The organism is Pseudomonas sp. FP2196 (genome assembly GCF_030687715.1).
GTDB lineage: Bacteria > Pseudomonadota > Gammaproteobacteria > Pseudomonadales > Pseudomonadaceae > Aquipseudomonas.
Window position 1 is genome coordinate 235459 of record NZ_CP117445.1, and the last position, 20970, is coordinate 256428.

At 59.8% G+C, this 20970-nt stretch carries 17 protein-coding genes and 1 pseudogene; 5 read left to right on the plus strand and 13 right to left on the minus strand.

Translation table 11 applies throughout. The features are described 5' to 3' along the window. Positions 1–71: 71 nt before the first annotated feature. Positions 72–2324: a glycoside hydrolase gene (locus tag PSH79_RS01035; RefSeq protein ID WP_305440811.1), complete on the plus strand. Its 2253-nt coding sequence runs from the start codon at positions 72–74 to the stop codon at positions 2322–2324. A 1-nt stretch (position 2325) separates the two neighbouring features. Here PSH79_RS01035 and PSH79_RS01040 read toward each other — a convergent pair whose 3' ends face one another. Continuing rightward, a complete protein-coding gene (locus PSH79_RS01040; protein ID WP_305440812.1) occupies positions 2326–2952 on the minus strand; it encodes a bifunctional 2-polyprenyl-6-hydroxyphenol methylase/3-demethylubiquinol 3-O-methyltransferase UbiG in 627 nt (208 codons plus the stop codon). Between the two features lie 530 nt (positions 2953–3482). On the opposite strand from PSH79_RS01040, the gene PSH79_RS01045 reads away from it, so the two are divergent. Next, positions 3483–4892, plus strand: coding sequence for a hypothetical protein (locus tag PSH79_RS01045; protein WP_305440813.1), 1410 nt, complete (start codon positions 3483–3485; stop codon positions 4890–4892). Positions 4893–4915: 23 nt separating this feature from the next. Here PSH79_RS01045 and PSH79_RS01050 read toward each other — a convergent pair whose 3' ends face one another. The 11 genes from PSH79_RS01050 to PSH79_RS01100 form a co-directional block, all read right to left on the minus strand. After that, complete coding sequence (locus PSH79_RS01050) at positions 4916–5560, minus strand: methionine ABC transporter permease (RefSeq protein ID WP_305440814.1); 645 nt, start codon at positions 5558–5560, stop codon at positions 4916–4918. Further along, entirely contained in the window at positions 5550–6671 is a 1122-nt protein-coding gene (locus tag PSH79_RS01055; RefSeq protein WP_305440815.1) for a methionine ABC transporter ATP-binding protein, read from the minus strand. Before PSH79_RS01055 ends, PSH79_RS01050 begins: the two co-directional genes overlap by 11 nt. Then, positions 6672–7481, minus strand: coding sequence for a MetQ/NlpA family ABC transporter substrate-binding protein (locus PSH79_RS01060; RefSeq protein ID WP_305440817.1), 810 nt, complete (start codon positions 7479–7481; stop codon positions 6672–6674). It lies immediately after the preceding gene. 119 nt (positions 7482–7600) lie between these two features. Then, entirely contained in the window at positions 7601–8953 is a 1353-nt protein-coding gene (locus PSH79_RS01065) for an LLM class flavin-dependent oxidoreductase (RefSeq protein ID WP_305440818.1), read from the minus strand. Continuing rightward, a complete protein-coding gene (locus PSH79_RS01070; RefSeq protein ID WP_305440819.1) occupies positions 8953–10146 on the minus strand; it encodes an SfnB family sulfur acquisition oxidoreductase in 1194 nt (397 codons plus the stop codon). The genes PSH79_RS01065 and PSH79_RS01070 overlap by 1 nt, the downstream gene beginning before the upstream one ends. A gap of 20 nt (positions 10147–10166) precedes the next feature. Beyond that, the gene (locus PSH79_RS01075) at positions 10167–11408 is read right to left on the minus strand and encodes an SfnB family sulfur acquisition oxidoreductase (RefSeq protein WP_305440820.1); all 1242 of its coding nucleotides are present in this window, start codon (positions 11406–11408) and stop codon (positions 10167–10169) included. 293 nt (positions 11409–11701) lie between these two features. Further along, complete coding sequence (locus PSH79_RS01080; RefSeq protein WP_305440821.1) at positions 11702–12466, minus strand: hypothetical protein; 765 nt, start codon at positions 12464–12466, stop codon at positions 11702–11704. 474 nt (positions 12467–12940) lie between these two features. After that, positions 12941–13690 carry an L-cystine ABC transporter ATP-binding protein TcyN gene (tcyN, locus tag PSH79_RS01085; protein ID WP_305440822.1) on the minus strand — a complete coding sequence of 250 codons (750 nt, stop codon included), beginning with the start codon at positions 13688–13690 and terminating at the stop codon, positions 12941–12943. A gap of 4 nt (positions 13691–13694) precedes the next feature. Beyond that, a complete protein-coding gene (gene tcyL / locus PSH79_RS01090; RefSeq protein WP_187679423.1) occupies positions 13695–14360 on the minus strand; it encodes a cystine ABC transporter permease in 666 nt (221 codons plus the stop codon). A 50-nt stretch (positions 14361–14410) separates the two neighbouring features. Then, positions 14411–15211, minus strand: a complete 801-nt coding sequence (tcyJ, locus tag PSH79_RS01095) for a cystine ABC transporter substrate-binding protein (protein WP_305440824.1) — start codon at positions 15209–15211, stop codon at positions 14411–14413. A gap of 227 nt (positions 15212–15438) precedes the next feature. Beyond that, positions 15439–16431: a D-cysteine desulfhydrase gene (locus tag PSH79_RS01100; protein WP_305440826.1), complete on the minus strand. Its 993-nt coding sequence runs from the start codon at positions 16429–16431 to the stop codon at positions 15439–15441. A gap of 190 nt (positions 16432–16621) precedes the next feature. Between PSH79_RS01100 and epsC the strand changes: the two genes are divergently transcribed. Both epsC and betT read left to right on the plus strand, forming a co-directional pair. Beyond that, a complete protein-coding gene (gene epsC / locus PSH79_RS01105; RefSeq protein ID WP_187679385.1) occupies positions 16622–17548 on the plus strand; it encodes a serine O-acetyltransferase EpsC in 927 nt (308 codons plus the stop codon). Positions 17549–17947: 399 nt separating this feature from the next. Next, positions 17948–19909, plus strand: coding sequence for a choline transporter BetT (gene betT / locus PSH79_RS01110; RefSeq protein WP_187679424.1), 1962 nt, complete (start codon positions 17948–17950; stop codon positions 19907–19909). 24 nt (positions 19910–19933) lie between these two features. Here the strand turns inward: betT and PSH79_RS01115 are convergent, their stop codons facing one another. Further along, positions 19934–20194 carry a hypothetical protein gene (locus PSH79_RS01115; protein WP_123449469.1) on the minus strand — a complete coding sequence of 87 codons (261 nt, stop codon included), beginning with the start codon at positions 20192–20194 and terminating at the stop codon, positions 19934–19936. A gap of 173 nt (positions 20195–20367) precedes the next feature. Here PSH79_RS01115 and PSH79_RS01120 point away from each other — a divergent pair. Then, positions 20368–20956: pseudogene (locus tag PSH79_RS01120) on the plus strand (LLM class flavin-dependent oxidoreductase); the annotation flags it as partial. Between the last annotated feature and the right edge of the window lie 14 nt (positions 20957–20970).

Sequence of the window (20970 nt, forward strand, 5' to 3'; positions counted from 1 at the left end):
GGGAACGGTCTGACTTACAACTCCGGTCGATTGCGTTACCGTCCTTCCTCCATTTGGAGGAGGGACGCCCGATGTCGACTGTCGCTTGCTGGCTGCGCCAACTGCTGCTGATGGTCGGCCTGTGCCTGTCGCCCTCGTCGGTGGCCGAAACGCTGCTGGAAAATTCGTCATGGCGGGTGCAGATCGATCCGGCGACCCTGGCGGTACGTGTGACCCCGGCCGACAGCGCGACCGTGCAGGCATCGACGGGTGTTGCTGCGCACAAGGTCAGCCAGTTGCTCAGGCGCGGCAATCGCCTCGAATGGCAATGGGACGATGGCGCCTGGTCGCTCAGCGTTGAACTCGATCAGCGTGACCTGCGCTTCTCGATCACCGCCCGTGACCCCACTGATCTGGAATTCCTGCGCCAACCCGGTAGTGCGATAGGCACAGGACTGATCTGGCCGCTCGCCGAAGGGCATTACGTGCCCCGAGGCGATCCGCTGTGGCAGGCGTTTCTGGTGGATCAGGGTGCGTTCGACAGCACTCAGGATCTGAGCCTGCCGCTGTGGGGTGTCGAGCACGAGGGTTTCAGCCTTAGCTGGTTGCTGAGCAATCCTTACAACAACCAACTGCAGTTCAGCGCTGACGGCGACGCGTTGGCGTTGGCGGCGCGGCATCAATTCACGTCACTCGCACCGTCGACGCCGCTGACCTTCAGCCTGTTTCTGGGCGACGCCGATCCGTTGGCCGGCGCTAAGCGCTATCGGCAATGGCTGATCGATAACGGCCGTTTCGAAACCCTGAGCAGCAAGCTCGAAAAAACCCCACAGGCGCGCAAGTTGCTGGGCGCCAGTCATGTCTATCTCTGGGGCAATGATCTGTTGGGGCAAAAAGATGTGCGCAACTGGCGGGCGCTGCTCGGCAAATTGCGTGGACAGACTGAGCTTGCCACTGCGCTGCGTGCTGGTATGGATCGTGAAACCGTGCAGACGCTCGCCACCGTATCGGTGCCCAATAGCTATCAGCAAACCGTGCTGTTGCGCGGTCTCAACCGCTCGCTGGCCGCTCAGGCGCGCAAAACCTGGCAGGCTCGAGCGGTGCCGGACATGCAGGCATTGGTCAGCGGCTACACCGCATTGCGCGGGCAGTTGGCCACCGACTTTGCTGGCGCCTTGACTGCTGCTCCCGAGCAGTGGGGCAGCAGCTTGTCACTCGATACCTTCAAGCATTTGCAGAGCACCGGGCTGCCGCGCTTGTGGCTGGGACTCGGCGATGGATGGGAGGGCGGGCTCTGGCATCCGGAGGCGGTTCGCGCAGGCGTGGCGGCGGGGTATCTGATCGCGCCGTATGACTCTTACGAAACGGCGCTGAGCCGTGCCGAGAACCCCGACTGGACCACCGCGCACCTGGGTGACAAGGCCAATGTGGACTGCGCCATCGTGCTGAAAAGCGGCGTGGCCAAAACCGGCTTTCAGCAGTCGGGCCATTACACTGATCCACGTTGCGTGCGCCCGTTGCTGGAGAAACGCATCAAAGCCATCAGCACCGCCGCCGGGTTCAACAGCTGGTTCCTCGATGCCTATGCTGCTGGCATGCTGTTCGACAGCTACCGGCCCGGTTCGACCATGACTCAGGCGCAAAACGCTGAGGGTAACGTTCAGGCCTCACGCTGGATCAACGAAACGCTGCAACTGCCCAGCGGTTCCGAGGACGGCAACGCGACGACGGCGCAGGGCGTGCTGTTCGCCCATGGCATGCAGACGCCGGTGATCGGTTGGGGTGACGCCGACATGAGCAAGAATCCCGATTCCGAATACTTCACCGGCAACTGGTATCCGCCCGAGCAACCGGCCGTGTTCTTCAAACCCGTGCCGATGAAAGAGCCTTACCGGCGCATTCACTTTGATCCGGCCAGCCGTTTGCCGCTGTACCAGGCGGTGTTTCACGGTTCGGTCATCACCAGTCATCACTGGCTGTTCGACAGCCTGAAACTGAGCAATGTCAGGGTGGAAAACGAGCTCACGCAATTGCTCTATAACGTGCCGCCGCTGTATCACCTGAGCGCGGCGACGCTTGCGCAACGCTTGCCGTTGATTGCGCGTCAGGATGCGTTCTTCCGCCCGCTGCATGAGCGCCTGGCGACGCAGGCACTCACCGGTTTCCAATGGTTGAGCGAGGATCGACGGGTTCAGCAGACGTCCTTTGAAGATGGCACCCGACTGTTGGCCAACTTCGATCAAGCCGCGCGTGACGTGGATGGCCGAACCTTGCCGGGCGAAAGCATCACTGTGCTCATGCCTGACGGAACGGTCAGCCACTATCGGGTGCAGACCTCGCTCTGACTCAGACCTTGCGCCAGACGCTGGCCAGCCAGGGCTGCTGTTCGCGTGGCAACCCTGCCGGACGGAAGTAATGTTCCAGCTCGACAAACCCCGCAGCGTTCAACAAATCGCGCCACGTTTGCAGATCGTGATACGAGCCATAACGCGGCCCGTTCCAGCCTTCCTGGTTATCCCCACGCGGATTGGAGCTGAACAGCACGCCACCGGGTTTCAGCGTGTCGCGCAGTTGCTGCAAGACCCGAGGCAATTCCTGTCGCGGCACATGAAACAACACGGCATTGGCGAAAATCCCGTCGAAGCGCTCTTCGGGCAGATCCAGCTTGAGAAAATCCTGGCACCACACTTCACAGCCGCTGTCCTCGCGCGCCATCTGCGCAAACTTCTCCGAGCCGTCGAGGCCGACCGCGACGTGGCCCATACGCGTGAACGCCTGCAAATCCCGCCCCGGCCCACAGCCGAAATCAAGAATGCTGAACGGCGCTGCACCCTGTATGTGCCGCAAGAGCGCGTCGATGTTCTGGCTGACATCGTGATCGCGGGTACCCTCACGGAAGTCCTCGGCCACCGAGTTGTAGTGGGCGAGGGTGGTGGCGGTGATCTGTTCGAGGTCGGTGGGGGTCTGTTTCATGATTGGGCTGCGTGGGGCAATTGAGGTTTGGCGAATATACGCCATGAAAGGAAATGATTGGGCGGCGGCTGCACGCAGGTAGTAGGCCGGTCAATAGGAAAACCGGTATACCCGAAGGTGCCCCGCGCACAGCCGCCATAACGTTCAGGCAGGAGAAATCACCTGAGATAAGGTGGCGCTGTGCGCCCGGTAGAATCCGGGCGACTAAACCCGATCACTGATGAGCCGTGACGGGCCGAGACCCGCCATCGGATTTGGCAGGCGCAAGCGCTCGGAATGATCTAGGAAAATGTCCTGCAAAGGAAAGGGAACAGGCCTGTAGGCGCTCTGATTTTCCTGTACGAAATTTTCCCTTTTCGGTGTGAATCGCTCCTCACGCCAAAGCATAAAACCCCACCGACTGTGCAATACATATGTACCGCACTCTGCGGTTCGCTCCGGAATGTAATGACGCCTGCGCGATAGACGACTGTCGCGATGTCTGCCCTGTTTTTTTCTTCAGGGGGACTCACTCAAAAAAAGGATTTTTCATGGGCATTGTTCGCAAACCTGGCTCCACTTCGTCGACCCTCCGTCATTCGACGGATACAACGCCAACCCGTAAAAGAGCCGGCAGTACGCCATCCGGCGACGGGGCGCCGGTGAAGATTCACCGCCCTGACGCGGACCTGTCAGGCATGGAGGCGGTTTCGCCTGCTGACCCGTCGCCCTCCGTCATCATGATTACTCCGTTGCATTCTGCTCAGGTCACGCCCCTGCATCCGACGATCAAAACACTTGAGCGCTACAGCTTGAGAGCGCCGGCCAACTTGCCCGCAGCCAATGCTCAGGGCCTCAGGGTGTTCAAGAACCGAAATTACGTCGATATCGCGCCCGGCGAGATCGTACTGGTTCGGGAAACCGGCATCGCCGGTGAATATCGGGCAGCGCTGGCCTCTGAATCGGCAGCGCTGGGTCCGGCGCTGTTTTTTGATCCGCGCAGCAAGATCTGGGGACTCGAACGGCCCCGGCCTTTGCCCGATCCGGGCACAGTGATTGATATCGATAGAGATCAGCTCATACGCGATGTCAGAAAGGACTACGCCCAAAAAAACCGGGTTCATACCGGTAACGATGACTCGTTCGAGTACACGGCGGCACAGGAGGGCACGCTGGTCGCACGCGGGTTGAAGCAGTTCTCGCCGGAACAGGCGGCGATCATTCGCTCGGAGCTGAAAGCGGTCGAAGGTATCTTCGCTGATGCCGGTCACGCCATTGCCCTGAAATACCGCGACGCCGACGCAGTGTACGAAAGCTTCTTTGGCGCCGAGCACTCGAGCGTAACGCAGCGATTTGCCGATTCTGTCGCGCGCGGCCTGGTGCTCTCAAAGGAGTATCAAGGGAGCTGGGGGGATGAGAAATTCCTCGGAGTTGATACGGACAGCAATAGTGCGGCCTGGATGTACAAAAGAGATTTTCATGGTCGGCTTTTCATCAATCGCAAATACATGAAACGGGGTGTATTGAGCCTGTCGTTGGGCCATGAAATGTTGCACACCAATAGAATCGACCGTTTCCAGGCCATCGGGCCCAATGCGGCGGATTACTTCTATCTGGACGGCCGTCTGGGCCGTCTGCTGGATTGTGATTCGTTAACCGTTTACGACGATCCGGAGCGCGGTGTCTCCGAAGCCATCATGCGCGGCGGCTTGACGGTCGATTATCTGAGGTCTTTTTCGGATGAACACGATGCCTTTTTGATCGGTGTCAGCGATTACCTGGGAATCGGCGACGATCTCGACCTTCAGGCGGCGGTTGACCTGTTCAACGCCAATCCGAAGCTGCGTGCACACCTGGCGGCGAACAATGCCGACAGCCTGATTTGTGCGGCAAAAAGCATGCAAACGCTGCACGAAAACAAAACTGAATACGCCTGGCTAGACAGCCTGATCGAGGATTGAGATGGGTGATCTTTTGATCTTCTTCAGCGTTTATTTAATACGCGGGCCAACCGATCACCACCCAACTGAATCACCGCGACCAACGCCACCAGCAGCACAATCACCGTCAGCATGATCTGGCTGTCAAAACGCTGATAGCCGTAGCGATAAGCGATGTCGCCCAAGCCACCGGCGCCGATTGCGCCGGCCATGGCCGAGGAGTTGATCATCGTCACCAGCGTGATGGTGAAACCGCCGACAATCCCCGGCAGTGCTTCCGGCAACAGCACATGCCAGACGATGTGCCAGCGCCGGCAACCCATGGCTTGCGCGGCTTCGATCAGACCGTGATCGACCTCGCGCAGACTCACTTCGGCTATTCGCGCAAAGAATGGCGTGGCGGCGATGGTCAGCGGCACCACAGCGGCCCACACGCCGTAGGTGGTGCCGACGATCATCCGGGTGAACGGAATCAGCGCGACCATCAGAATCAGAAACGGGATCGAGCGAAACAGGTTCACGAATGCGCCCAAGGCACGGTTCAGCAGCGGCGCTTCGTAAATCCCGCCTTTGTCACTGGTGACCAGAATCACCGCCATGGGAATCCCCACCAGCAATGCAATCAGCGACGACACGCCGACCATCAGGAATGTGTCGATAAAACCTTGCAGCAAACGTTCAAACCACATAGCCCAGCACCTCCACCCGTTGCGCCCATTGCCCGGCACGTTCACGCAATTGCTCGACACTCACCACCGATCCGCTCACCGCCAACAGCAGTTGCCCAAGCGCATGGCCCTGAATCCGCTCCACACCGCCCTGGAGCAGTTTCACTCGCCCACCGAGGGCGGCGAACAATGCCGCCAGATCAGGCTCATCACTGGCACTGCCTGTGAATTGCAAACGGAGGACAACAGCTGCCTCGGAGGTGGGCGATTGCGCGTGCAAGCGGCTCTGCAACTCTTCCGGCAGCGCGTGTTGCAGCGGCGCGAGCAACGTCTGGCTGACCTCATGCTGCGGGTTGCCAAACACTTCCCACACCGGGCCCTGCTCGACGATGTGCCCGTGCTCCAAGACCACCACGCGGTCGCAGATTTCGCGGATCACCGCCATCTCGTGCGTAATCAGCACAATGGTCAGCCCCAGACGCTTGTTGATCTCGCGCAGCAGGCCGAGGATCGACTGTGTGGTCTCCGGGTCGAGCGCGGAAGTGGCCTCGTCGCAGAGCAAAATATCCGGGTCATGAACCAAGGCGCGGGCGATGCCGACACGCTGTTTCTGGCCGCCGGAAAGCTGCGCCGGATAGGCCTTGTGCTTGGCTTGCAGGCCGACCAGTTCGAGCAGTTCGCGAACCTTTTTCTCGCGTTGCTCTTTCGGCACGCCGGCGACTTTCAGTGGCAGTTCGACGTTCTGCCAAACCGTTTTCGCCGACATCAGATTGAAGTGCTGAAAGATCATGCCGATTCGTCGACGCAAGGCGACCAAACGGTCCTCATCGAATTCGCCGATATCGACCTGATCAATCAGCACCCGACCCGAAGTAGGTTGCTCCAGGCGATTGATCGTGCGGATCAGCGACGACTTGCCGGCGCCGCTACGGCCGATAATGCCGAACACTTCACCGCGCTGGATCGCCAGGTCGATGCCTTGCAGGGCGGCGACCGGGCCTTGTCGACCGTTGTAGGTTTTACCCAGGCCGATGAAGCGCACGTGGGCGCGGTTCAGCTCGGGATGCAGTTCTGTACGTTCGGCGTTGTGTGGCTCCGGAGTTTCCGGTCGCCGCTGGATGGCAGCGGTCATTTAGCTTTCCCAACCGGCCTGGTACAGCTTGCCGTGGGCCTTGTCCAATGCGGCGCGAACGGCCGGCGAATGCTGATAGATGTCGACGAATTTGATCAGGCGCGGATCGGTTTTGCTCTTCGGCTGGATCACGAACTGAATCACGTATTCCTTGTGATCAAGGCCGTCGAACAGCAACGCGGAGCCGGCATCGAACGTCTTTGCCAGACGGATATAGGCGGGGTAGCCCTGCACCAGATCCGCGTCGTCGTAGGCGCGAACCAGTTGCACGGCTTCGACTTGGAGGATCTTGATTTTCTTCGGGTTGGCGACGATGTCGTCTTCGGTGGCCTTGTAGCCGACCCCCGGTTGCAGTGTGATCAAACCAGCCTTGGCCAGCAGTTGCAGGCCGCGACCGCTGTTGATCGGGTCGTTGGCGATGGCGACGCTGGCGCCTTCGGGCAGCTCGTCGAAGCTTTTGTATTTCTTTGAGTAGAGACCGACGTTGTTGATGATTCCCGGGGCGAATGGCACCAGATCAAAACCGGCAGCGGCTTTTGCGTTTTCCAGGAACGGGATGTGCTGGAAGTAGTTCACGTCGATGTCGCCGGCGGCGAGGCTGACGTTCGGCGCGATCCAGTCGGTGAATTCGACCAGTTCGACTTTCAGGCCCTGTTTGTTGGCTTCTTCGACGGCAGCTTCCAGCGGGATGGCGAAGGCGGCGGTGGTGCCGATTTTCAGCGGAGCGTCGGCGGCGAACACGGCCGAGCTGAACAGGCCGAGGGCCAGGGCCAGTGCTTTGACTGGGCGGGACAGGCGTTTCTGGGTCATGGTGGTTTTTCCAGTCAGTGCATGAAATGTGTGGTGTTTGTTATGGCTTCATCGCGAGCAGGCTCACTCCTACATTCGGAATGCGTTCCCCTGTAGGAGTGAGCCTGCTCGCGATGCTTTTAGCGGCGAAACGCGGAGCCGGTGTGTTGCACGGGCAGGTGCGCCTCGCCGTGAAACAACTTCTCGCGCAAGCTGCCGGTGTCATACGCGGTCTTGTACGACCCTCGCTGTTGCAACTCAGGAATCACCAATTCAATGAAATCCACATAGCTTTCCGGGGTGACAATGCGGGTCAGGTTGAAACCATCGAGGCCGGTTTCGGCGATCCACGATTCCAGTTCATCCGCCACCTGCTGCGGCGAACCCACCACGGTGATGTAGCGCCCGCCGAGGGCGTGCTGGTCGAGCAATTTGCGTCGGGTCCAGTCGTTGTTCTGCAGATTCTTGGTCGCGGACTGAATGGCGTTGCTCTTCACGTACTGGATCGGTTCGTCGATTTCATACTGCGAAAAGTCGATGCCAGTGGACGCCGAGAAATGCGCAACACCCGCCTCGGCGCTGGCGTAACTCAGGTACTCGGCGTGCTTGGCCCACGCGGCTTCCTCGGTCTCGCCGACGATCACGTTGAGGCCCATAAACACCTTGATGTCCTCGGGGTTACGCCCGGCCTCGACGGCGCTGGCGCGAACCTTGTCCACCTGAACCTTGGTCGACGGTTTGTTCTGGCCACTGATGAACACGCACTCGGCGTGACGCCCGGCGAACAGCAGACCGCGATCGGAACTGCCCGCCTGAAACAGCACCGGCGTGCGTTGCGGCGACGGTTCGCAGAGGTGATAACCCTCAACCTGATAGAACTCGCCCGTGTGCTCGACCTTGTGCACTTTTTCCGGTTGGGCATAGATGCGCTGTTCGCGGTCGTTGAGCACCGCACCGTTTTCCCAACTGCCTTCCCAGAGTTTGTAGAGCACTTGCAGGTACTCTTCGGCCTGATCGTAGCGACGGTCATGCTCGACTTGCTCACGCAGGCCCATGGCTTTGGCGGCGCTGTCCAGATAACCGGTTACGATGTTCCAGCCGACGCGACCACGGCTCAAATGATCGAGCGTCGACATGCGTCGGGCGAACAGATACGGCGGCTCGTAAGTGAGGTTGGCGGTCAGGCCGAAGCCGAGGTTTTTGGTGACTGCGGCCATCGCCGAAACCAGCAACAAAGGATCGTTGACCGGCAACTGGATCGACTCTTTCAGGGTGACGTCCACCGAGTTTTGATAGACGTCGTACACGCCAACGATGTCGGCGATGAACAAGCCGTCGAACAACCCGCGCTCCAGCAACTGCGCGAGTTCGGTCCAGTATTCAATGGTGTTGTAGCGCGTCGAGGTATCACGCGGATGCGTCCACAAGCCATGGTTGATGTGGCCGATGCAGTTCATGTTGAACGCATTGAGCAGGATTTTTTTCTTCGTCATCAGATGGTCCCCCGCAGCGGCGGGTTTTCATCGTTGAGGTAGTAATTGCCCACCGCGTGATACTTCCAGCGCACCGGGTCGTGCAGGGTGTGCACCCGGGCGTTGCGCCAGTGACGGTCGAGGCCGTGCTCGACCAGGGTGGCCTGGCTGCCGGCCAGTTCGAACAAGGTGCTGCCGGCGGCGAGGGAGATTTCCGTACTGATGGCCCGCGCTTCAGCCACGGCAATCGAGGCGGCGGCGACGGTTTCGGCATTGGTCTCGGCCTGAGCCTTGTCGAGGAATTCGCCGGAGCGTTCCAGCAGCGCCTCGGTGGCGTGAAGGCGAATGCTCAGGTGGCCAAAGCTTTTCAGTGTCAGCGGGTCTTCGGTGGCTTTGTCGTTGCCGGAGTCGATCCATGGGCGGGTTTTGCTACGAACGAAGTGCAGGGCATCTTCGTAGGCGGCGCGGGCGATGCCGGTGTCGATGGCGGCGTGAAGAATCTGCGCCAGCGGGCCAACGGTGGTCGGACGTTCGAAGGCGCTCTGGAACGGGATCACGTCTTCGGCGGCGACGTACACGTCCTCGAACACCACCGAACCACTGCCGGTGGTGCGCTGGCCGAAGCCGCTCCAGTCGTCGATTACGGTCAGGCCTTTGCTGTCGCGAGGGACGAAGGCCAGTTGCTGCACGCCGTTTTCATCGACCACCGAAGTTGGAATGCGCTGCGCGTAGATTGCGCCGGTCGCATAGAACTTGCGCCCATTGATGCGATAACCATCGCCATCGCGCTTGAGGCTGGTGACACGGTCGTGGGCGGTTTTGGTGCCCAGTTCCGCCAGAGCATTACCGAAGCGCTGGCCGGCCAATACCTCGGCGTACAGCCGTTGTTTCTGCGCGTGGCTGCCGTTCACGCGCAGCACTTCGAGGGCGTAGAAATGGTTCTGCGGAATCTGCCCGAGAGAGCCGTCAGCCTGTGCGATCAGGGCGATGACCTTGGCCAGGGTTACGTTGGACACACCGACGCCACCGTATTCCTTGGGCACGCTGATGCCCCACAGGCCCGAGCGGGAAAACACGTCGAGTTCCGGCAGCGGCAGGCGACGTTCACGGTCGCGAATGGCGCTGTCACGTTTGAAATCTTCGGCCAGGTCGCTGGCAACGATCAGGGCTTGCTCATCGCTGGTGATGACCGCGACGGGATGGGAAAAAGGCATAGGTTTCTCCAGAGGTCTGGTCAGATCCAGGAATGGCGAGCCGGCAAAGTGCCGTTCAGGCGATAGGCGCCGACCGCGTGGTATTTCCAGCGCACCGGGTCGTGCAGGGTGTGCACCCGGGCGTTGCGCCAGTGGCGGTCGAGGTTGAATTCGGCGAGGGTCGCGCGGCTGCCGGCCAGTTCGAAGAGCTTTTCGCTGGCCAGCAGCGAGATCTCGGTGGTCAGCACTTTGGCTTCGGCCACGGCAATCGAGGCGCGGGCGGCGGACTCGGCGGTGAGCGGCGCGGCGTGTACCTGATCGAGCACTTGCCCGGCCTTGCGCAGCAGCGCTTCGGCGGCGTGCAGCTCGATTTTCAGTTTGCCGATATCGGCAATCACGTAGAGGTCATCGCTGGCGCGTTCGACCTTGGCGTCGACCCACGGACGGGCGCGGGTTTTGACGAATTCGATGGCGTCGTCAATGGCGCCACGGGCGATCCCGGCGTCGATGGCAGCCTGGATCAGCTGGGACACGGCGCCTTGGGTGTTGGGCGTCTCGTTGATCTTCCAGTTATCGACGACGAGGCTCGACTCGACGCGCACGTTGTTCAGCACAATCGTGCCACTGGCGGTGGTGCGCTGACCGAAGCCCGACCAGTCATCAACGATGCGCAGACCCGGCGTACCGCGACGGACGAAGGCCAGCACTTGCTTGTCATCCTCATTGAGCGCCTTGACTGCGACCCAGTGCGCAAACAGCGCGCCGGTGGAGTAGAACTTCTGGCCGTTGATCACGTAGTCATCGCCGTCTGCGGTGATTCGCGCTTTCAGTTCCAGAGTGTTTTTGGTGCCGCGCTCAGGGCCGGCATTGCCGATGCGCCAGCCTTCCAGCACGCTCTGGAACAGCTGTTGTTTCTGCTCTTCGGTCGCGCTGCCGAGCACCAGATTGATGATGCCGAACTGGTTCTGCGGGATCTGTCCCAGCGCCGGATCGGCGGCGGAAATGATCGCGAAGACCTCGGCCAATGTGACGAAGGAAACCTGCGGGCCACCGTATTCGCGCGGGATGGCAATGCTGCCCAGACCGCTGCGGGTGAACTGTTCGATTTCCGACCACGGCAACTTGCGCTGGCGGTCGCGTTTGGCGGCCTGCACGCGGGCGACTTGCGCCAGCTCATGGGCGGCCTTGATGGCTTGGGCGTCGTTGCGCAAGACCTGCGCGGGCAACAACAACGGGGCGATGTCCAGATCAGACTGGACGTTTGCATCGGCCAGACTGGACATCAGTGCCGCTCCTTGGCTGCACGCAATGCCCTGGCGATCTGCACTGGGGTGATTGTGTTCCGGACCATACTACCTACCTCACATCTCATGAAAACGCCGCGAAAGTGCGGCGAACGAAAGAATGTCCGGTGGTCCGGTGTATATACCCTAAGCGTGTATAAAAATTAAATAAACTAACTTTTAGGAATATGTATAGAAGGGGTCATTGTCTTGATGGTTAAGAGTTTCTTGAGATCCTGTGGCGAGGGGGTTTATCCCCTCGCCACAGGCTCTCCTCAACATTGAATTGGGTGCTATTGCTTGCGCGGCTCGGCAGCCTTGAACTCGAGTTTGAGCGGCACCTTCAGATAAGGATTCACACACCCGATCTTCAGCGTTCGCGGCGGCGCCCAGCGCGAGTTATTGCCGACCCGGTCGAGGATGCAATAGGTCACGTCGAGCCTTAGATCCTCGCCGGCTTCGACGATGACCGCTGGCGGCACCCAGACCTGAATGGGCAGCCCGACATCCGCTGCCGTGATCGGCGCCAGATCCATGCGCACGTCGCCCCAGCGCAAAGTGATGGCGTCGTCCTCGGCCATGTTCAGGTAAGGCTCGATGGTCAGCGGCACACCGCGTTTGATCTGGTTGGGGTTTACGCCCTGACGGCGGATGGTGTCGGGGATCGTCACCGGCGCCAGTCGCTGGTTTTCGTCTGCGCACACTGCCGAAGGTTGGCCACCGGGGCAGTCGAGCTTGACCTGTACGCGGGTCGCCGCCGACAGCGCCGGTCCCTGGCCGACCTGCATCACCCGATAGTGGATACGCGCGGTGCCGTCGGCAATAAAACTCTCCGGCACCCGCAGGCTTACCGTTGTGCCGACGTCCTCGGCTGTCAGCACCTTTGATGCGACATAGCATTTGTTCCAGAACAGTTCGATCAGGTCACCGCAGTCCATGTCGGGGTAGGGCGACACATCGACCATCAGGTGGGCGGCGGCAGCGAGGTTGATGCCGGTTTTTTGCGCGGGTGCCAGGGTCGGCGCTGCGAGTTCGGGGGTGTGCGAAGTGCGGGTCATCGATTTCTCTCCTTGGAGCCTTGCAGCGAAGTCCGTTTCTGGAAGAACAAAGTTGTGAATCAACTGGCAATAAAGCAATGAACAGTTGTTCACGTTATATGCGCGTCGATTTAACTAAGTAGTACCGGTTGGCGACTAGATAAGAGTGTGCAGGGAGGGGTGTCAATAGACGCTGTTAGTTAATTCGTGAATTACGGATTAATCAGAATTTTCCTACATTGCCGAAGCCGTATGCCTAGGTGCTATGGTGAATAAGGCCACGGATCTCAGGCTTTTTTGAGGGTTTGTGTACGGACTTATTTAAATGCAGGCATTCAGCGTTATGCGGGTGACAGGCGAGTTTCATCTGTTGCAGAACATATATATATGTAATGCATTGATTATGTTTTGTTTGTATATATTGGTCGGGTTGGTGAGGGCGGGATAAAGGTAACTTCCATCCATGGAAGTCGGTATGTCTAGTTCTTGAAGTTCTCAGGCGTGATTCAGGAACTTGCTGAGAAATTGTTGAGTGCGATCTTCTTTCGGGTTGGCAAACAGCGCCTTGGCTTCGCCTTGCTCGACGATCACGCCCTTGTCGAAAAACACCACACGGTTGGCCACGTCGCGGGCGAAACCCATTTCGTGGGTGACGATGACCATGGTGCGTTTCTCTTCGGCGAGCCCCCGGATGGTCGCCAGCACTTCGCCCACCAGTTCCGGGTCAAGAGCCGAAGTCGGCTCGTCGAACAGGATCACTTCCGGCTCCATCGCCAGCGCCCGGGCAATCGCCACGCGCTGTTGCTGACCACCGGACAGACGACGCGGATAGGCGTCCTCTTTACCGGCGAGACCGACCTTGGCCAGCAGCTTCATGCCCAGGGCAATGGCTTGCTCGCGCGGCATCTTCTTGACCACGATCGGTCCTTCGATGACGTTTTCCAGGGCGGTGCGGTGGGGGAACAGGTTGAAGTTCTGGAACACGAAGCCCACGTGCTGGCGCAGGTTGCGCACCAGGCTTTGCTGCTGGTTCAGCGGGCGGCTGGTATCGATCTCGATATCGCCGACCTTGATCCGGCCGCTGGTGGGTTCCTCAAGGAAGTTCAGGCAGCGCAGGAACGTCGTTTTCCCCGAGCCGCTGGGGCCGATGATCGCGACCACTTCGCCTTCCTTCACCTCGAGGTCGATGCCGTTAAGCACGACCTGACCCTTGAATTGCTTGGTCAGTTTTTCCACGACAATCATGGGGTCAGGACTCCTGGTCGTGCCGATTGACCCGCTCTTCCAACTTGTTCTGGAAGTGCGAAAGCACCGTGGCCAGAATCCAGTAGATCAGCGCGGCGGCAAGATACATGGTGAAGACTTCAAAAGTCCGGGCGGTAATCAGCTGCGCCTGACGGAACAGTTCCGGCACCTGAATGGTGGCGGCCAGTGCCGTGTCCTTGACCAGCGAAATGAAGCTGTTGCCCAGCGGCGGCAATGCCGTGCGCATGGCCTGCGGCAGGATGGCCCGGCGCAGGGTCTGCGCACGGGTCATGCCGATGCTCGCAGCGGCTTCCCACTGACCGCGTTCGATCGAACCGATCGCGGCGCGGAGGATTTCACAGGCGTAAGCGGCCATGTTCAGCGAGAAACCGATGAGCGCAGCTGGCAGCGGATCAAGCTCGATTCCTAGTTGCGGGAAGCCGTAATAGATCACGAACAGCTGTACCAGTAACGGTGTCCCGCGAAAGAACGACACGTAGACGCGCGCCAGCCAGCTCACTGATTTGAAGCGCGACAGGCGCATCAGCGCCAGGCCGAAGCCCAGCAGCAAGCCGAAGAACATCCCGCCGAGGCTGAGGATCACCGTGAAATACGCGCCCTTGAGCAGGAAGGGCGCGGAGTTCAGCAACAGCTGAGTGGTTTCGGCGATTTGCTGGCTCAACTGCGGGAAGTGCGCTTCGAATTGAAATCCAACTTCCATTATTTAGTGACGTCAGCGTTGAAGTATTTCGTGGACAGCTTCTCAAGGGTGCCGTCGGCACGCAGTTCGTCGAGGGCTTTATTCAGGGCTGCCAGCAATTCAGGTTCGCCTTTACGCAGGGCAATACCGGATTCCTGTCGGGAGAATGCTTCACCGGCGGCTACGGTCTTCGGGGCTTTCTTGGCGTACTCAAGTGCGGCCAGACGGTCGATCAGGATGGCATCGGTACGGCCGTTGTTCAGGTCGGCGAACTTGGTCGGATCATCATCATAGGTACGCACGTCAGCACCCGGTACGTTGGCGCGGACCCACTGCTCGTAGTTGGTGCCCAGACCTACACCGACTTTCTTGCCGGACAGGTCAGCAGCGGTCTTGATGTTCAGTGCCGCTTCCTTGTTCTTCAGCACCAATGCCTGGATACCGGAGACGGTGTACGGTTCGGAGAAGTCGTACTTCTTCTTGCGCTCGTCGGAGATGGTCACTTGGTTGACCACGACGTCCAGACGCTTGGATTCCAGCGCGGCGAGAATGCCATCCCATTTGGTTGGCTGGATCTTGGCTTTGACCCCGAGTTTTTTCGCCAGCGCCTCGGAAAGCTCGACTTCGAAACCGGACAGCTTGCCGTTCTCGTCGACAAAGCTGAACGGTGGGTAAGTGCCTTCCAGGCCGACGTTGATAACGCCTTTGTCCTTGATCTGTTGCAACTGCTCACCGGCCACTGCCTGACCGATCAGGCCGGCGCTCAGCGCAAGACCCAGCGAACCGACCAGCAGAGTGCGACGTAGTGCGGAAAAATTCATGACAAGCCCCTGTGTTTTCTTATGGAAGACGCTTAAGGAATGTAGGCAAATTCGTGATTTGAACGACAGCGCTATCCTGCCTTAAACCAGCGTATGCGTCTCGCCCGAAATTCGCCTGCGGCGAGACTATAAGATGTCTGCGTTAGACGTGAAAATACTTAATATTTGAAATGTTATTCCTTATTTGAATATTGATCGTTCCCACGCAAAGCGTGGAAACGATCTCTTCAGAGGAGATCCTTATAGGCAAACAACGCCGGCGCGCCGCCGGTATGCAGGAAGATGATCGGGCCTTCATCGAAGCGCTGACGACCAATACCGTCGAGCAACCCGGCCATGGCCTTGCCGGTATAGACCGGATCGAGCAACACCGCGTCCTGACTCGCCAACAGCTTCACTGCCGCCAGCGTCCCGGCATTCGGTTCGCCATAACGCGGGCCGAAGTATTCGTCCCACAATTCGACCTTGAAACTGTCCGGTAACGCGACGCCGAGCAGATCCGCTGTGCGCTCGGCAAGGCCCTGCACTTTCGGACGCTGGGCTTCTTCACTGCGCGACACGGTCACGCCGATTACCGGCAATTGCGGCAACGCCTCACTTAACGCCAGCGCCAGACCACTGTGGGTGCCGGCGCTGCCGGAGGCCAATACGACCGCGGCGAAGTCGAGGCCGGTGTCCTTGATCTGCTCGGCCAGTTCCAGACCAGCACGCACATAACCCAACGCACCAAGGGCATTGGAGCCGCCAATCGGCACCAGATACGGCTTCTTGCCGTTGCTGCGCAGACGCACGGCGAGGGCGGCCAGTTGTTCGTCGGCGTTGTCGAGGTTGTCGACCAGTTCGACCTTGGTATCGAACAGATCCAGCAGCAGGCGGTTGCCGTTACCGGTGTAATTGCTGTCGTCGGTGCCCAGCGGATTTTCCAGCAGCGCCACGCAGCCCAGACCCAGTTTGGCTGCCAGTGCGGCGGTCTGGCGCACGTGGTTCGATTGCAGCGCACCGGCGGTGATCAGCGTGTCGGCGCCTTGCGCGAGCGCGTCAGCGGCGAGGTATTCGAGTTTGCGCAGCTTGTTGCCGCCCATGGCCAGTGGCGTCAGGTCATCGCGTTTGATGTACACGTCGCGACCGAGCCAAGTGGACAAGCGCTCGAGTTTTTCCAGAGGGGTAGGGTGGCCGAGCAGGTCGAGGCGGCTAAAGCGGTCAAGCTGTTGTTTGATCATGAGTCCGTACTGGCGGAGGAAGTTGAACGGACTATAGGCACACGCTTTTTCAGGGGCAACCGTGAATCGCTTATAGCCAAATGGACTGAGTCCAGCACTATCGGTTCTTAATTCGCCCTCGCAGGCATGTCGTAAAGTGGTCGCCGTTGACGCGGCCAGACAGTCCGGCCGCCCGTGAGGAGTCTTTACCGTGAGCGAGCGTTCCAGCCATTGGCAATTGCAGACCATCGTCAGCCAGCTGCGCACCGCGAGGGATCAGTGGCGTGCCCAGAATGGCCGGGCATCCGGCGAGCAGGGTGGCCGCGAACTGCCGTCCCGCGCCGCGATGGCGGAGATTCTCGAAGCGCTGTGTGGCGCATTGTTCCCGATGCGCCTGGGGCCGGTGGATCTGCGCGAAGAGAGTGAAGACTTTTACGTCGGCCACACCCTCGATGTGGCGTTGAACGCCCTGTTGGCGCAGACGCGGCTGGAGCTGCGCTACGTCGCCCGCCACAGCGCTCAGGACGACAGCGAAGTCGAGACGCGCGCGATCCAGATCGTTCAGGATTTTGCCTTGGCATTGCCGGGGTTGCGCACGCTGCTCGACACCGACGTGCTGGCGGCCTACCACGGCGATCCGGCGGCTCGCAGCGTCGATGAAGTGCTGCTGTGCTACCCGGGGATTCTGGCGGTGATTCACCATCGTCTGGCCCACCATTTGTATCGCGCGGGGCTGCCGTTGCTGGCGCGGATCAGCGCGGAAATTGCGCACTCGGCCACTGGTATTGATATCCACCCGGGCGCGCAGATCGGCCGCAGTTTCTTTATCGATCACGGCACGGGTGTGGTGATTGGCGAGACGGCGATCATTGGCGAGCGCGTGCGGATTTATCAGGCGGTGACCTTGGGCGCCAAGCGCTTCCCGGCGGATGAAGACGGGCAGTTGCAGAAGGGCCATCCACGGCATCCGATTGTCGAGGACGATGTGGTGATTTATGCCGGGGCGACGATTCTCGGGCGGATCACCATCGGCAAGGGCTCGACCATTGGCGGCAATGTCTGGCTGACCCGCAGTGTGCCGGCAGGGTGCAATTTGACTCAGGCCAATTTGCAGCATGATGACGGGACGCAGAAGTAGGTTTCTGAATCTGCGTTGCTGCATCAGGCCTCTTCGCGAGCAGGCTCGCTCCCACAGTGGAACGCATTCCAAAGTGGGAGCGAGCCTGCTCGCGAATGTTTTAAGGTTGTATCGAGATAATGGCATTCAGCCAATTCTCCAGTGAACGAATCGCCCCAAACCCACGTCATACCCCTCCTTGAGCTAGCGTAGGAAAGCTACCGCTTAGCCGTGCGATTAGTCCTTGGCGCACTATCCATGTTTAACTTGAACGTTCATTCAAGTTAAACCGGTGGTTCGCTGCCCGCTCACAACAGGAGGCTTGCCTTTGCTGAGTCCGATCATTTCAGCCACGTTTCAACCCCTCGAGGTGCATGTTTCATGAGTGCATCGTCTACCCCCGCCAGCGGTCTGGTGCGCATGAATCCGCCGGTGTTCTACTTCGCCGCGACGGTCATTCTGCTGTTTGGTCTCGTTGTCATCGCCATGCCCGAACAGGCCGGTGCCTGGCTGCTGGAAGCGCAAAACTGGGCGGCCAATACGGTCGGCTGGTACTACATGCTCGCGATGACGCTGTATCTGGTCTTCGTGGTGGTCACCGCGTTATCCGGCTACGGCAAGATAAAACTCGGTGCCGACCACGACGAGCCCGAATTCAGTTATCTGTCCTGGGCCGGCATGCTCTTCGCCGCCGGGATCAGCATCACGCTGTTCTTCTTCTGCGTGTCCGAACCGCTGACCCACATGCTCCAGCCGCCGCAAGGCGAGGCCGGCACAGCGGATGCAGCGCGTCAGGCGATGCAGGTTCTGTTTCTGCACTGGGGCCTGCACGGCTGGGGCGTTTTTGCCTTCGTCGGCATGGCCCTGGCGTACTTCGCCTACCGGCATAACCTGCCACTGGCCCTGCGTTCGGCGCTGTATCCGCTGATCGGCAAACGCATCAACGGCCCCATCGGCTACGCGGTGGATGGCTTCGGCATCATCGCCACGGTGTTCGGTCTCGGCGCCGACATGGGCTTCGGTGTGCTGCACCTCAATTCGGGCCTCGACTACCTGTTTGGCATCGCTCATACCCAGTGGATTCAGGTCGGCCTGATCACACTGATGATGGGCGCGGCGATCATCGTTGCCGTTTCCGGTGTGGATAAAGGCGTGCGGGTGATGTCTGACATCAACATGCTGCTGGCCTGTGCGCTGCTGCTGTTCGTGTTGTTCGCCGGCCCTACCCAGCACCTGCTCAACACCCTGATCCAGAACGTTGGCGACTACCTCGGCGCCCTGCCGATGAAGAGTTTCGACCTCTACGCCTACGACAAACCGAGCGACTGGCTCGGCGGCTGGACAGTGTTCTATTGGGCCTGGTGGATCGCATGGTCGCCGTTCGTGGGCCTGTTCATCGCACGGATTTCCCGTGGCCGCACGATCCGTGAATTCGTCTTCGGCGTGCTGCTGATTCCGCTCGGTTTCACCCTGGCGTGGATGTCGATCTTCGGCAACAGCGCCCTGGATCAAGTGCTCAACCACGGCATGAGCGCGCTCGGGATGTCGGCCATCGACAACCCGTCGATGAGCATTTACCTGCTGCTGGAAACCTACCCGTGGAGCAAAACCGTCATCGCTGTGACGGTGTTCATCAGCTTCGTGTTCTTCGTCACCTCCGCCGACTCCGGCACCGTGGTGCTTTCGACACTGTCGGCCAAGGGCGGCAACCCGGACGAAGACGGGCCGAAATGGCTGCGGGTATTCTGGGGCGCGATGACCGCGCTGATCACCAGTGCGTTGCTGTTCTCCGGGAGCATCGATGCGCTGAAGTCGGCGGTCGTACTGACCTCGTTACCGTTCTCGCTGATTCTGCTGCTGATGATGTGGGGCCTGCACAAGGCGTTCTATCTGGAGTCGCAGAAGCAGATCGCGCAACTGCATTCGCTGGCGCCGGTGTCCGGTGCGCGGCGTGGCACGGGTGGTTGGCGACAGCGCCTGAGTCAGGCTGTGCACTTCCCGTCTCGTGATGAGGTGTACCGCTTCATGGACACCACCGTGCGCCCGGCGATTGAAGAAGTGACCGCGGTGTTCGTCGAGAAAGGCCTGAACGTCGTCACCCAGCCGGATCCTGCGCATGACAACGTCAGCCTGGAAATCGGCCACGGCGAGCAGCATCCGTTCATCTATCAGGTGCAGATGCGCGGCTATTTCACGCCGTCATTCGCCCGTGGCGGCATGGGCTCCAAGCAGCTCAACAACCGCCGCTACTACCGCGCCGAAGTGCATTTGAGCGAGGGCAGTCAGGACTACGATCTGGTCGGTTACACCAAGGAACAGATCATCAACGACATCCTCGACCAGTACGAGCGCCACATGCAGTTCCTGCACCTGGTGCGTTGATCATGAGCTGAGCGCCGGGACGTTTTACGACTCGGCGCTCAGCACCATGAACAACACCATCGCCGCCATCGGCACGCCGAACACCGCACTGCCAATCGCTATTTCCGAACCCAGCGGCTGGCCCGCATGCACTACTCCCACCGCGCCATTAATCACCGTCAATGCCAGCCACAGGGCGGCGAAGCCGTAGGCCATGGTCTGGCGACTGAAGCCAATGCGCTCGCCGATGTAGAGCATCAGGGCGAGCAGGACCAGGCCGAAGAAGATGATGATGGTGGTGTGCATAGACTTGCCTTCGGGATATGCGGTGCTTGATCCGCCGCCTTCGCGGGCTTGCCCGCGAATGGGCTGCCTCGGTGTCCTTTAGATCATAGCCAATTCAGTCCCCGCCCTATTCGTCAGGTGCTTTCGCGTTCGATAACGGGCTCTGGGACAGTTGGGAGGACAACGGGACCGGCGCCCAAGCGTTTTATGCCGACCTCAAAGGACGTTTGCCCCAGTACGGGCGCAGTGCCGATTCGCTGAAGATCATGCCCGGGGTTTTCGTCGTGGTCGGGCAAACAGAGGACCAGGCGCAGGAAAAATGTGAAACGTTTCAGCAATTGGTCGAACCCGAGGTTGGCGTCGCCTTGCTTGGGCGTATGCTGGGCAACTTCGACTTGTTGAAGTATCCGCTGGACGGGTCGATGCCTGCGTTGCCGCTGACGGAAAGCGGTCAACAGAGCCGGCAGAAATTGCTCACTGAACTGGCAGGAAGGGAGAACCTGAGCCTTGCTGAACTCGGTCGCAAAATTGCTGGCGGGCGTTGGCATTACAGCCTGGTCGGTACCCCCGAGCAGATCGCTGATCGTTTGCAAGAATGGTTCGAACAAGGCGCTGCGGACGGTTTTTAGCGTGCTGGTGCCGCACTTGCCGGGCGGGCTCGAAGACTTCGCCAATGGCGTGGTTCCGGAACTGCAACGGCGTGGGTTGTTCAGAACTGAGTACGAGGGCCGGACGTTGCGCGAGAACCTGGGCCTGGCCCGACCTGTAAATCGCTTCGCATGATTGGTAGAGCTTTT

Bases quoted from the DNA above. Each gene is read 5' to 3' on its own strand.
- PSH79_RS01035 (WP_305440811.1), top strand. From the start codon at position 72: ATGTCGACTGTCGCTTGCTGGCTGCGCCAACTGCTGCTGATGGTCGGC.
- PSH79_RS01040 (WP_305440812.1), bottom strand. From the start codon at position 2,952: ATGAAACAGACCCCCACCGACCTCGAACAGATCACCGCCACCACCCTC.
- PSH79_RS01045 (WP_305440813.1), top strand. From the start codon at position 3,483: ATGGGCATTGTTCGCAAACCTGGCTCCACTTCGTCGACCCTCCGTCAT.
- PSH79_RS01050 (WP_305440814.1), bottom strand. From the start codon at position 5,560: ATGTGGTTTGAACGTTTGCTGCAAGGTTTTATCGACACATTCCTGATG.
- PSH79_RS01055 (WP_305440815.1), bottom strand. From the start codon at position 6,671: ATGACCGCTGCCATCCAGCGGCGACCGGAAACTCCGGAGCCACACAAC.
- PSH79_RS01060 (WP_305440817.1), bottom strand. From the start codon at position 7,481: ATGACCCAGAAACGCCTGTCCCGCCCAGTCAAAGCACTGGCCCTGGCC.
- PSH79_RS01065 (WP_305440818.1), bottom strand. From the start codon at position 8,953: ATGACGAAGAAAAAAATCCTGCTCAATGCGTTCAACATGAACTGCATC.
- PSH79_RS01070 (WP_305440819.1), bottom strand. From the start codon at position 10,146: ATGCCTTTTTCCCATCCCGTCGCGGTCATCACCAGCGATGAGCAAGCC.
- PSH79_RS01075 (WP_305440820.1), bottom strand. From the start codon at position 11,408: ATGTCCAGTCTGGCCGATGCAAACGTCCAGTCTGATCTGGACATCGCC.
- PSH79_RS01080 (WP_305440821.1), bottom strand. From the start codon at position 12,466: ATGACCCGCACTTCGCACACCCCCGAACTCGCAGCGCCGACCCTGGCA.
- tcyN (WP_305440822.1), bottom strand. From the start codon at position 13,690: ATGATTGTCGTGGAAAAACTGACCAAGCAATTCAAGGGTCAGGTCGTG.
- tcyJ (WP_305440824.1), bottom strand. From the start codon at position 15,211: ATGAATTTTTCCGCACTACGTCGCACTCTGCTGGTCGGTTCGCTGGGT.
- PSH79_RS01100 (WP_305440826.1), bottom strand. From the start codon at position 16,431: ATGATCAAACAACAGCTTGACCGCTTTAGCCGCCTCGACCTGCTCGGC.
- betT (WP_187679424.1), top strand. From the start codon at position 17,948: ATGAATCCGCCGGTGTTCTACTTCGCCGCGACGGTCATTCTGCTGTTT.
- PSH79_RS01115 (WP_123449469.1), bottom strand. From the start codon at position 20,194: ATGCACACCACCATCATCATCTTCTTCGGCCTGGTCCTGCTCGCCCTG.